The organism is Pseudomonas sp. zbq_18 (assembly GCF_043102245.1).
GTDB lineage: Bacteria > Pseudomonadota > Gammaproteobacteria > Pseudomonadales > Pseudomonadaceae > Aquipseudomonas.
Genome location: NZ_JBICIT010000019.1, coordinates 1 through 12,163 on the forward strand (window position 1 = coordinate 1; position 12,163 = coordinate 12,163).

Annotated in this window: 9 protein-coding genes; 5 read left to right on the top strand and 4 right to left on the bottom strand. The window is 65.5% G+C overall.

The window, feature by feature from the left end:
* Nucleotides 1-475 precede the first annotated feature (475 nt).
* The 4 genes from ACF8C6_RS15350 to ACF8C6_RS15365 form a co-directional block, all read right to left on the bottom strand.
* Nucleotides 476-1,870: an efflux transporter outer membrane subunit gene (locus ACF8C6_RS15350; RefSeq protein ID WP_392500085.1), complete on the bottom strand. Its 1,395-nt coding sequence runs from the start codon at nt 1,868-1,870 to the stop codon at nt 476-478.
* Nucleotides 1,867-5,046 (bottom strand): efflux RND transporter permease subunit, encoded by a 3,180-nt coding sequence (locus ACF8C6_RS15355; RefSeq protein ID WP_392500086.1) that lies wholly within the window; start codon nt 5,044-5,046, stop codon nt 1,867-1,869. The genes ACF8C6_RS15350 and ACF8C6_RS15355 overlap by 4 nt, the downstream gene beginning before the upstream one ends.
* A 119-nt stretch (nt 5,047-5,165) precedes the next feature.
* Nucleotides 5,166-6,404, bottom strand: coding sequence for a multidrug efflux RND transporter periplasmic adaptor subunit MexE (gene mexE / locus ACF8C6_RS15360; protein WP_392500087.1), 1,239 nt, complete (start codon nt 6,402-6,404; stop codon nt 5,166-5,168).
* Nucleotides 6,405-6,559: 155 nt separating this feature from the next.
* Nucleotides 6,560-7,477 carry a LysR family transcriptional regulator gene (locus ACF8C6_RS15365; RefSeq protein WP_392500088.1) on the bottom strand — a complete coding sequence of 306 codons (918 nt, stop codon included), beginning with the start codon at nt 7,475-7,477 and terminating at the stop codon, nt 6,560-6,562.
* A gap of 195 nt (nt 7,478-7,672) precedes the next feature.
* On the opposite strand from ACF8C6_RS15365, the gene ACF8C6_RS15370 reads away from it, so the two are divergent.
* From ACF8C6_RS15370 to ACF8C6_RS15390, 5 genes are all read left to right on the top strand, one after another.
* Nucleotides 7,673-8,695: a zinc-dependent alcohol dehydrogenase family protein gene (locus tag ACF8C6_RS15370; RefSeq protein ID WP_392500089.1), complete on the top strand. Its 1,023-nt coding sequence runs from the start codon at nt 7,673-7,675 to the stop codon at nt 8,693-8,695.
* Nucleotides 8,696-8,826: 131 nt separating this feature from the next.
* Entirely contained in the window at nt 8,827-9,393 is a 567-nt protein-coding gene (locus tag ACF8C6_RS15375; protein ID WP_277690830.1) for a sigma-70 family RNA polymerase sigma factor, read from the top strand.
* A 24-nt stretch (nt 9,394-9,417) separates the two neighbouring features.
* Nucleotides 9,418-11,088, top strand: a complete 1,671-nt coding sequence (locus ACF8C6_RS15380) for a multidrug ABC transporter permease/ATP-binding protein (RefSeq protein WP_392500090.1) — start codon at nt 9,418-9,420, stop codon at nt 11,086-11,088.
* A 124-nt stretch (nt 11,089-11,212) separates the two neighbouring features.
* Nucleotides 11,213-11,416 (top strand): MbtH family NRPS accessory protein, encoded by a 204-nt coding sequence (locus ACF8C6_RS15385; RefSeq protein WP_061904411.1) that lies wholly within the window; start codon nt 11,213-11,215, stop codon nt 11,414-11,416.
* Nucleotides 11,416-12,141, top strand: a complete 726-nt coding sequence (locus ACF8C6_RS15390) for a thioesterase II family protein (RefSeq protein WP_392500091.1) — start codon at nt 11,416-11,418, stop codon at nt 12,139-12,141. The genes ACF8C6_RS15385 and ACF8C6_RS15390 overlap by 1 nt, the downstream gene beginning before the upstream one ends.
* Nucleotides 12,142-12,163: the final 22 nt, after the last annotated feature.

Below are 12,163 nucleotides of genomic sequence, written 5' to 3' on the forward strand. Positions count from 1 at the left end.
GTTAGTGCGCATGGTGATGGTTCTGTGGGAGCGGCTTTAGCCGCGATATTTGGCAACTGCCGGGCCACCTGGATCGCGGCTGAAGCCGCTCCCACAAAAGCACTCAGAACTTTCAGACGGTGCAAACGCCCCTTCAGGAGCGAACGCACCCGGAGCGCAGAGTAGGGCCGGATGCAGGGGCAAAGCGTTTTGCCTACTTTTTCGGGGCCGGCCATCCGGCGACTGGAAAAGTAGGTCGCCCGGGTGGGCGAAACCCGGGGCGTCGGCCAACACAGCAAACAGCCATGCCTCTAGGCTGGGGCAACCGCACCAACACCCATTCTTGCCAGTCTGGTATCAACCCGCACAACCCAACCTGTCACTTGGTTCGCTCTCCAAACGTCCGCGAAAAGCAAAAAAATCCCCGCGACCAGGAGCGGATCGCGGGGAGCGCAATGGTCGGCAAGGGCGGGCCGACCCAGGAGGAAACCTTGGCTCAGGCGTTGGGCTGCCAGCCTCCGCCGAGGGCTTTATAGATGGCGACGATGCCTTGGTACAGCTCGACCTCGGCCTGCGCCTGGGCGTCTTCGGCGGCCAGGCGCTCACGCTCGGCGTCGAGCAGCACGAGGAAATCCACCGTTCCTTCGCGGTAGCGCACAGCAGCCTGCTCGGCGGCGGCGCGGGTGGCTTCCGACTGACGTACCAGCGACACCAGGCGCTGCTGGCGCTTGCTGTAGTCGCTGAAGGCGTTTTCCGACTCTTCCAGCGCGATCAGCACCTGCTGCTCGTAGTTGGCCAGCGCACCTTCGGCATCGGCCTTGGCACCGCGAATACGGGCGCGCACGCTGCCCAGATCGAAGGCAGCCCAGCTGATGGTCGGCGCCACGGCCCAGGCACGGGCATCGGAAGCGCCGATCTGCGAGCCGCGCCCGGCGGTGAAGCCGAGGAAGCCGGACAGGCTCACGCGCGGGAACAGATCCGCCGTGGCCACACCCACCTGGGCCGTGGCCCCCGCCAACTGGCGTTCGGCGGCGCGGATATCGGGGCGACGGCGCAGCAGTTCGGTCGGGTCGCCGATCGGCAGCGCCTTGGCGATCACCGGCAACGGCTTGGGCGACAGGTCCACGCTCAGCTGTTCCGGCCGCTGGCCGAGCAGGGTGGCGATGCGGTTGCGCGCTCGGGCCTCGATGGCTTGTAGTTGCGGCACGCTGGCCTCGGTGGCCGCCAGGCGACCATCGGCGCGCAGCACGTCCAGTTCGTTGCCGATACCGGCGTCGCGCAGTTGCACGGTCAGGGCACGGGAGTCCTGCTGGTTCTTCAGGTTTTCCCGGGCGATGGCCTCACGCAGCTGGGCGCCGCGCAAGGTGCCGTAGGCATCGACCAGTTCGGCGATCAGGCTGACCTGCAGCTGTTGCAACTCGGCCTCAGCCACGCCGATGTCAGCCTCGCTGGCTTCGATCTGGCGCTGGATGCGGCCGAACAGATCCAGCTCCCAGGCCATGTTCAGGCCCAGGTCATAGCGTTCCTGGCGGATGCGCTCTTCAGTGGTCGGCGGTTGCTGGGCCTTGCCGAACTCACCGCTGGCGGCGCTGGTGACCACCGGGAACTGGTCATTACCGACGTCGTCACGAATGGATCGGGCCGCCTTGAGGCGGGCGAAGGCCACGCGCAGCTCGCGGTTTTCCTGCAGTGACTGCTGCACCAGCTGGTTCAGCGTGGCGTCGTCGAACTGCTGCCACCACAGTGTTTCGAAACGCGCGCGCTCGACCTTGGCAGCATCGGCCGCGGCGAGCCGCGCGGGCTCGGTTGCCGGGGCCTGGTAGTCCGGGCCCACGGCGCAGGCGGAAACGGCCAGGGCCAGCAGGGCAGGGGCGAAAGCCTTGTACATCATGCGTGTGCTTCCTTGATCAGGGCGGCCTTGTGCGCTTCGCGTTTCTCCACGAAGGCGCGGATCAGTACGTAGAACACCGGGGTCAACAGCAGGCCGAAGAAGGTCACGCCGATCATGCCGCTGAACACCGCCACGCCCATGGCATGACGCATTTCCGCGCCAGCGCCGGAGCTCAGCACCAGGGGCACCACGCCCATGATGAAGGCGATGGAGGTCATCAGGATCGGGCGCAGGCGCAGGCGGCAGGCTTCCAGTACCGCGCTCATGCGGTCCATGCCTTCTTCCTGCTTTTCCTTGGCGAACTCGACGATGAGGATGGCGTTCTTGCACGCCAGACCCACCAGCACGATCAGGCCGATCTGGGTGAACACGTTGTTGTCGCCGCCGGCCAGGATTACCCCGGTGATGGCGGAGAACAGCACGGTCGGCACGATCAGAATCACCGCCAGCGGCAGGCTCCAGCTTTCGTACTGGGCGGCCAGCACCAGGAAGGCCAGCAGCACGCAGAGCGGGAAGATGAAGATCGCGGTGTTGCCGGCGAGGATCTGCTGGTAGGTCAGGTCCGTCCACTCATAGGCCATGCCGTTGGGCAGCTCTTCGTCGAGCAGCTTGGCAATGGCTGCTTCGGCCTGGCCGGAGCTGTAGCCGGGCGCCGCCGCGCCGTTGATCTCGGCGGTGATGAAGCCGTTGTAGTGCATCACCCGATCCGGGCCGGCGCTGTTCTCGACCTTGACGAAGGTCGACAGCGGCACCATTTCCCCGCGGTTGTTGCGCACCTTGAGCTGGCCGATCTGCTCCGGCTCCAGACGGAACTGCTGGTCGGCCTGGACGTTGACCTGATAGGTACGGCCGAAGCGGTTGAAGTCGTTGGCATACAGCGAACCCAGGTACACCTGCATGGTGTCGAAGATGTCGCTGATGGCCACGCCGTGGGTCTTGGCTTTTTCGCGGTCGATGTTGGCGTCGATCTGCGGCACGTTGACCTGGTAGCTGGTGAACAGCGACATCGGGTCCAGTTCCGGCAGCTGACGGGCCTTGGCCAGGATGTTCTGAGTCTGCTGGTACAGCTCTTCGTAACCCAGGTTGCCGCGGTCTTCCACCTGCAGGCGGAAGCCGCCGATGGTGCCGAGGCCCTGTACGGGTGGCGGCGGGAAGATGGCGATGTAGGCGTCCTGAATCTCGGCGAACTGCTGGTTCAGCTCGGCGGCGATGGCGCCGGCGGACATCGACGGGTCCTTGCGCTCATCGAAGGGCTTGAGCGGGGTGAACACGATGCCGCTGTTCGGGCTGTTGGTGAAGCCGTTGATCGACAGGCCGGGGAAGGCCACGGTGTTCTCCACGCCAGGATGCTTGCTGGCGATCTCGGACATGCGCTTGATCACGTCTTCGGTGCGATCGAGGGTAGCGGCGTCTGGCAGTTGGGCGAAGGCGACCAGGTACTGCTTGTCCTGCTGCGGCACGAAGCCGGTCGGGGTGCTGGAGAAGCCCAGGTAACCGAGCACCAGCAGGCCACCGTAGACCAGCAGGGCGATGGAACTACCACGCAGCACGCGCTTCACGGTGCCGACGTAGCCATGGCTGGCACGGTCGAAGAAACGGTTGAACGGAGCGAACAGCCAGCCGCCGAACAGTTTGTCGAGCACGCGGGAGAAGCGGTCCTTGGGCGCGTGGTGATCCTTGAGCAGCACGGCGGCCAGGGCTGGCGACAGGGTCAGCGAGTTGAACGCCGAGATCACGGTCGAGATAGCGATGGTCAGCGCGAACTGCTGGTAGAACTGCCCGGTGAGGCCGGAGATGAACGCGGTCGGCACGAACACGGCGCACAGCACCAGGGCGGTGGCGACGATCGGGCCGGTCACCTCCTTCATGGCCTGGCGAGTGGCGTCAATCGGCGACTTGCCCAGGCCAATGTTGCGCTCGACGTTCTCTACCACCACGATGGCGTCGTCCACCACGATGCCGATGGCCAGCACCAGGCCGAACAGCGACAGAGCGTTGAGCGAGAAGCCGAACAGATGCATCACGGCGAAGGTGCCGATCAGCGACACAGGCACGGCGGCCAGCGGGATGATCGAGGCGCGCCAGGTTTGCAGGAACAGGATCACCACCAGCACCACCAGCACGATGGCTTCGAGCAGGGTGTGTACCACCGCCTCGATGGAGCCGCGCACGAAGATGGTCGGGTCGTAGACGATTTCGTAGTCCACGCCCTGGGGGAAGCTCTGCTTCAGCTCGGCCATGCGCTCCCGCACGGCGTTGGAGATTTCGATGGCATTCGAGCCGGGTCGCTGGAATACCGGGATGGCTACGGCTGGCTGGTTGTTCAGCAGCGAGCGCAGAGCGTATTGGTTGGAGCCCAGCTCGACGCGGGCGATGTCCTTCAGGCGGGTGATCTCGCCATCGTCACCGGCGCGGATGATGATGTTCTCGAACTCGTCCTCGCTGACCAGGCGGCCCTGGGTGTTGATCGACAGCTGGAAGCTGTTGCCGGCATCGGACGGCGGCGCACCGAGCGCACCGGCGGCGACCTGGCGGTTCTGTTCGCGGATGGCGTTGACCACGTCGGTGGCGGTGAGGTTGCGCGAGGCCACCTTGTTCGGGTCCAGCCACACGCGCAGCGAGTAGTTGCCCATGCCGAACAGCTGCACGTCACCCACACCATCCAGGCGCGCCAGCTCGTCCTTGACGTTGAGCGCGGCGTAGTTGGACAGGTAGAGCATGTCGTAGCGGTTATCCGGCGAGGTCAGGTGCACCACCATGGTCAGGTCCGGCGAGGCCTTGTCCACGGTCACGCCGAGGCGCTGCACCTCGGTGGGCAGGGTCGGCATGGTGCGGGTCACGCGGTTCTGCACCTGCACCTGGGCGTTGTCCAGGTCGGTGCCGAGGGCGAAGGTGATGGTCAGGGTCAGCTTGCCGTCGTTGGTCGACTGCGAGGACATGTACAGCATGCCCTCGACGCCGACGATGGCCTGCTCCAGCGGCGAGGCCACGGTTTCACCGATCACCTTAGGGTTGGCGCCGGGGAAGTTGGCGCGCACCACCACGGTAGGCGGCACCACTTCCGGATATTCGCTGATCGGCAGCTGGAACAGCGAGATCGCACCAGCGATCAGGATCAGCAGGGACAGCACGGCGGCGAAGATCGGCCGCTTGATGAAGAACTGGGAGAAATTCATCTTCGTCTACCTGTTCGGATAGGCTTTTTCGGGGTGAGCCGGCCTACGGCACGGCTCACCGGACGTTGTTCAGGTTTGTTGCGGCGGGCGGCGCCTGGCGCTGCCCGGCCTGGGCGGGATCAGCTGCGCGGCGTACCGGGCTTGATGCGCTGCTCGGCGACCTGCGGGGCGCGACTGCCATCGACGGCGCGGCGCAGTTCGGCCAGGTGGGCGAGGGTGCTGTCATCGGCCATCGGCACACGCTGCGGGTCGACCGGCGCGCCGGGCATGGCACGTTGCAGGCCGTTGACCACAATCTGCTCGCCCTTGGAGAGGCCCTGGCGCACGATGCGCAGGCCTTCCAGCTTCGGGCCCAGCTCGATGGCGCGGTATTGCACGGCGTTGTTCTTGTCCAGCACCAGGACGAACTTCCTGCCCAGGTCGGTGCCGATGGCTTCGTCCTTGATCAGGGCAGCCGGGTAGGTCTGGCTGCCGACCAGCTTGAGGCGGGCGTAGAGGCCTGGGGTGTACAGGCCTTCGCTGTTGTCGAACACAGCACGGCCACGAATGGTGCCGGTGCGCGGGTTGACCTGGTTGTCAAGGAAGTCCAGCTGGCCCTGATGCGGGTGGCCGCTTTCGCTGGACAGACCGAGGTAGACCGGGCTGCCGCCACGGGCATCGCTGCCGGACTGGCGCGCCAGTTCCACATACTTGAGGAATACACGCTCGTCGGCGTCGAAGTAGGCGTAGACCTTGTCGGTCGACACCACCGAAGTCAGCAGCGACTCGCCGGCATTGACCAGGTTGCCCTCGGTGATCTCGGCGCGACTGACGCGGCCATCGATGGGGGCGGTGATGCGGGTGAAACCGAGATTGAGCTGGGCATTCTCCAGCTGCGCCTGGATCGCCGCGACTTCGGCCTGGGCCGCGGTGGCAGCACTGGAGCGGGCATCGGCCAGCTCGGTGGAGATGGCATTGCTCTGGCGCAGGCGCTCACCGCGACGGGCTTCGTTGGCGGCGCGGGTGCTGTTGGCGCGGGCCTGTTGCAGTTGCGCTTGCAGGCGTTTGACTTCGGCCTGGAACGGGCGCGGATCGATCTGGAACAGCAGGTCGCCTTTCTTCACCAGGCTGCCTTCGTCGAAGGCCACCTTGTCGATGTAGCCGGATACGCGCGGGCGGATTTCCACCGACTCCGGTGCTTCCAGGCGGCCGGTGAACTCGTCCCACTCGTTGATCGGCTGCTCGATCACTTCGGCAACGCTGACCTTGGCTGCCGGGGTGTTCTGGCTGGTTTCCCCGGCCTTGCCGCAGGCACTGAGCACCAAGGCTGCTGCCAAGGCGAGGGGAAAACGCCAGAAAAGAGGGTTGGGCTGTTCCATGAGTGACTCCGCCGTCGGATTTGAGAATGGGCGGAGTCTGCTGGGCGGCGTTTGATGAGACGAATCGAACAATCCGAAGATGACTATCATCCGGAATGATGGTTTCGTCATCGTTCGTTAATAGTGCATGCATGCACCGTGCTAGAGCGCTGGCGTCACTCCAGACTGTCGGGGTCGCCGCAGAACATCTGGATACGCGAGCGCAGCCAGCGTTCGGCCGGGTCATTGTCCTGAGCGCCGCGCCAGGCCATGTGCAGTTCGAAGGTGCGTGACGGCAGCGGCAGTTCCTCGGCGCGCAGCCCGCCGGCGGCAGTCAGTGCAGCCGCCGTGTAGTCCGGCACGGTGGCGACGATGTCGGTGCCGGCCAGCAGGGTGCCGAGGCCGTTGAACTGGGGTACGGCGAGCACCACGCGGCGCTTGCGCTCGAGTTTTTCCAGCTCTTCGTCGATGAACCCGGTGAGGTCGCCGGCGAACGAGACCAGCGCATGCGGGCGGGCGCAGAAATCATCCAGGCTGACCGTTCCCGGTGCGCTGTCGGCGCGCAACAGCTTGGGCTTGCTACGCCGTAGCACTTTGCGTTTGGCGTTGGCCGGCAATTCCTCGGTGTAGCCGACGCCCACGGAAATCTCCCCGGAGGCCAGCAGGTTGGGCATCAGCAGGTAGTTGGCGCGGCGAATCACCAGCACCACGCCCGGCGCCTCGCCGCGCAGGCGGCGCAGCAGCGGTGGCAGCAGGGCGAACTCGACGTCGTCGGACAGGCCGATGCGGAATACCGCAGTGCTGGTGGCGGGGTCGAAATCGGTGGCGCGGCTGACCGCGGTGGAGATCGAGTCCAGCGCCGGCGAGAGCAGGGCGAAGATCTCCGTGGCCCGCGCGGTGGGCTCCATGGTGCGTCCGGTGCGCACGAACAGCGGATCATCGAACAGGCTGCGCAGGCGGGCGAGGGCGGCGCTGATCGCCGGCTGGCCGAGGAACAGCTTTTCCGCGGCGCGGGTCACGCTGCGTTCGTGCATCAGGGTTTCGAACACGATCAGCAGGTTGAGATCGACACGGCGCAGGTCGTTGCGGTTCATGTTCCAGCTTCCATCCGGGATTGCGTGAAAGGTGCGTGTGTGAGCCGGCGGCGTCAAGTCTTAAGCGGCGCGAGGGATGGCCTGCGACCCTGCGGATCATCCCTATTTATGGTGACTATCAATCTGTGCGGGTGGTCTTGCCGGGTAAGCCCGTATAGAGTCCGTGGCCATAGCAATATGAAGGCGAGGTGTTTGATGTCCCGCATGATCCGATTTCACCAGTTCGGCGATGCCAGCGTTTTGCGTCTGGACGATCTGCCGACCCCGAAACCCGGTCACGGCGAAGTGCTCATACGCACCCAGGCACTTGGTGTCGGTTGGCGCGACGTGCTGTGGCGACAGAACCTGGCCCCTGACCAGCCGGCGCAGCTGCCGGCCGGGGTTGGTTTCGAGCTGGCCGGTGTGGTCGAGGCGACAGGCCCGGGCGTCGACGATCTTGCGCCCGGCATGACTGTAGCCAGCTTCCCGGCCTTCAGCCCCAACCAGTACCCGGCCTGGGGTGATCTGGTGCTGATGCCGCGCAGTGCGCTGGTTCGCTATCCGGAAACACTCAGTCCGGTCGAGGCGGCGGTGCACTACACCCCTTACCTGTTGGCCTATTTCGCCCTGGTCGAACTGGCCGCTGTGCAGCCGGGCCAGCGCGTGCTGATCACCGAAGCCGCACACTGTCTGGCACCGCAGGCGGTGCAAATGGCCAAGGCGCTGGGCGCTACGGTGATCGCTGCCACCAGCGAAGGCGACACCCGTAGTTACCTGCGTGAGCTGGGTGCCGACAAGGTGATCGACACCGAGGAGCAGGATCTGGTGCTGGAGGTGGAGCGCTTCACCGATGGCAAAGGGGTGGAAGTGGTGCTGGACCAATGCGCCGGCCCGCAAATGAAGCTGCTCGGCGATGTTGCGGCCACCCGTGGCAAGTTGATCCTGTATGGTGTCAACGGCGGCAACGATGCGGCTTTCCCGGCTTGCGCCGCGTTCAAGAAGCACCTGCAGTTCTTCCGCCACTGCGTACTGGACTTCACCGGTCAGCCGGAACTGGGCCTGCAGCGTGACGAAGCAGCGGTGCAGCGGGCGCTGACCCGCATCAATCAGATGACGGCAGATCGCCTGCTCAAGCCGACCATCGCCAAGACATTTTCTTTCGAGGATTTCGTCGCGGCCAACCAGTTCATGGAAACCTGCCCGGCTGGCGGTCGGGTGGTCATGACGCTGGAGCCCTGAGTACCTTCGTGCCACCTCAACGCCGCCTTCGGGCGGCGTTTGCATTTCTGCGGGGCAATTCGCTGCGCAATTGTTGAATTGATAAGAATTATCATTAAGATGCGCATCACGTTATCGCCGAGGAATGGCCGATGGGATCGTATCGACGTTGGGAAGGTGGGGCGGAGCTGTCCGTTCAACTGCCTTGCGCAAGCAGGGAACGAGGGCTGGAGCGCCTGTATGCCAGTCACCGTCGTGTCCTGACCGACGCCGCTCAGGGGGTGCTCGGTTGCCGCGCCCGTGCCGAAGACGTGGTGCAGGATGCTTTTCTCAAGCTCTGGGAAAGCGGCGAGCGCCATGCCATCGACGATCCGTTGCGCTACCTGTTCCGCATGGTGCGCAACCTGGCCATCGACCGTCTGCGCCGGCAGAACCTGGAAGGCCGCTACAGCGCCGACGAGGAAGCACTCGACGAGTTGCCCGCACAGCAGTCCGGTCCCGAACAGCGGGCCATCGGCCAGCTGCAATGGCAGCGCCTGCAGTTTGCCCTCGGCGAGCTGCCCGAGCGTACGCGCACCGTCTTCACCATGAGCCAGCTGGAAGGCTACAGCCAGCGCGAGGTGGCCAGCCATCTCAGTGCTTCGCCTACGCTGGTGCATTTCCTCCTGCGCGACGCGCTGAAGCATTGCCGCAGCCGTCTCGAACCTGAAGCGGCCTGATGTTCTTCCTGCTCTGGATCTGCCATGAAACTGCTCAAGCTGTTGTTCCGCGATAATCGCCTGCCGCTTTGCGGCATCGTCCTGCTCAGCCTGTGCAGTGCGATGCTCAGCGTCGGCGTGATCGCCTTCATCAACCAGAAGCTGATTCGCCTGGACGGGGAGCTGGCGACCACGCTGCTCAGCTTCCTCGGTTTGCTGGCGTTGTTGCTGCTGTGTTCCGGGGCAGGGCAGGTGGCGCTGCATACGCTCGGCCACCGCTTTGTCTACCGCCTGCGCCGCAGCCTGGTGCGCCGCGTGCTGGATACCGATATCGAGCGCCTGGAGCAGATTGGCGGCGCGCGCATCCTGGCCAGCCTGTCCAGCGACATTCGCAACATCACCATCGCCTTCGTCTACCTGCCGGAGCTGACCTACGGGCTGATCCTCAGCATCGCCGCCTTCAGCTACCTGTCCTGGCTGTCGCCGGCGCTGTTCGGCATCACTGCTGCCTGGCTGGGCCTGACCCTGCTGGTGGGCTGGTTCTTCGTCGGCAAGGTCAATCACCATATCCGCCTGTTGCGCGAGGCCGAGGATCACCTCTACCAGGACTATCAGGCGATCATCGACGGGCGCAAGGAGCTGGCCCTCAACCGCGACCGCGCGCGGCTGCTGTATGACGAGGAGTTCGACCGCGATGCCCGCGCCTACCGCGACAACGTCACCCGCGCCGATATCTTCAACGGCCTGGCGGGCAACTGGGCCAATGCCATGGTGCTGGGCAGTATCGGCATCGTGTTTTTCTGTGCCAGCGGCCTGGGCTGGGCGCCCGGCGAAGTGGCCGCCACCTTCGCCCTGACCGTGCTGTTCCTGCGCGCGCCCATGGTCGCCACTGTCGCCGCTCTGCCCAGCCTGCTGGCCGCGCGCATCTCGCTGGACAAGCTGGAAACCCTGGAGCTGGCGCCGGAAACCGCTGAAATCGCAGCGGTCGAAAGCCTCGGCCAGTGGCAGAGCCTGCAGCTTGCCGGTGTCGAATACCGTTATCCGGGCGAGGGCGATGAGGCCGGCTTCGATGTCGGCCCGATCGATCTGGAGTTGCGCCGTGGCGAGCTGGTGTTTCTGGTCGGCGGCAACGGCAGCGGCAAGTCGACCCTGGCGCGCCTGCTCACTGGCCTGCATCGTCCGGCCGCAGGGGAAATCCGCCTCGACGGCCGCGTGGTGCAGGCCCATGAATGGCAGGCGTACCGCCAGCTGTTCGCCAGCGTGTACACCGACTTCCATCTGTTCTCCCGCCTGCTCGGTCCGGCTGGTATCGAGGTGGAGGAATCGCTGGTGGGGCAATGGCTGGATCGCCTGCGCCTGCGCCACAAGGTGCGGTTTGCCAATGGGCGGCTGGCTGACACGCGCTTCTCCCAGGGCCAGCGCAAGCGCCTGGCCCTGATGCTGGCGATGCTGGAGGGGCGCGACATCCTTATCCTCGATGAGTGGGCCGCCGACCAGGACCCGCTGTTCCGTCGCCTGTTCTACCGCGAGCTGTTGCCGCAGCTGAAGGCCGCCGGCAAGACCGTGCTGGCCATTACTCACGACGACCATTACTTCGATCAGGCCGACCGCCTGTTGAAGATGGATGGCGGTCGTCTTAGCGAACTCACCGGCGTCGAGCGCGAGCGCGCCACCCAGGACGCGGTGCGCGAGATCGGCGGCTCCATCCCAGTCTGATGCCTCGCTGTGCAGGCCCCGAGTTAGGGGGCGGCACCGTCATGTCCGCGAAATCGATTTAAGTGAAAATTATTCGCATCTTCGTGCGTCTTTAAAGCGTGCCACTTTCAACGAGGGATACCCCATGAGCCTGGACAACCCGCAAACCACTTTCCTGGTCGTGGTCAACGACGAGCAGCAGTACGCCATCTGGCCGGCCTACAAGGCCGTGCCCGCCGGCTGGAAGGAAGACGGCGTGCGCGGCGACAAGGCAACTTGCCTGGCGCATATCGCCAGCGTCTGGACCGACATGCGTCCGCGCAGCCTGCGCGAGGCCATGGACGCCTGATGCAACTGTTCTGCCTGGCCCATGCCGGCGCCAGCGCCATGCCCTACGCACGCTGGCGAAAGCGCCTGCCGTACTGGCTGGAAGTCTGCCCGCTGGAATTGCCAGGACGCGGTGCCCGCGAGGACGAACCGCTGTGCCAGGAGCTGCCGGCGCTGCTGGCCGACCTCAGCCAGACCTGGCGCCGCGAGTGCCAGGGCCCCTACCTGCTGTGGGGTCACAGTCTGGGCGCCATGCTGGCCTTTGAACTGGCTCAGGCGCTGATTGGCGAAGGGCATGAGGCGCCGCTGGCACTGTTCGCCTCGGCCTCGCGTGCGCCCTCACGCCGTCTGCAGGCGCCGCGCATGACTGCCTGCAGCGACGGCGAGCTGTTCGCCAGCCTCGATGGCTTCGCCCGTCTGCCGCGCGAGCTGCTGGCCGATCCGCTGTTCCGTCGCGAACTGCTGCCGGTCCTGCGCAGCGACTTTGCCCTGGCCGAGAGCTACCGCTACCAGCGCCGCGCGCCCTTGCCTTGCGCCCTGCACGTGCTCGGTGCGCGCCGCGACTGCCTGAGCGAGGACGACCTGCGCGCCTGGCGCCGCGAAACTCGCGGTCCCTTCACCCTGGAGTGGCTGGATGGCGATCACGCCTACCTGCGCCCCCAGGAAGACGAACTGCTGTCCCTGATCGAATTCCATGCCTCGCGCCTGCTACGGCGCGAGGCGGCCGGCTTGCCTCTGGGCGCCTAGGCCACTCTTGCGAGGTTCTGCC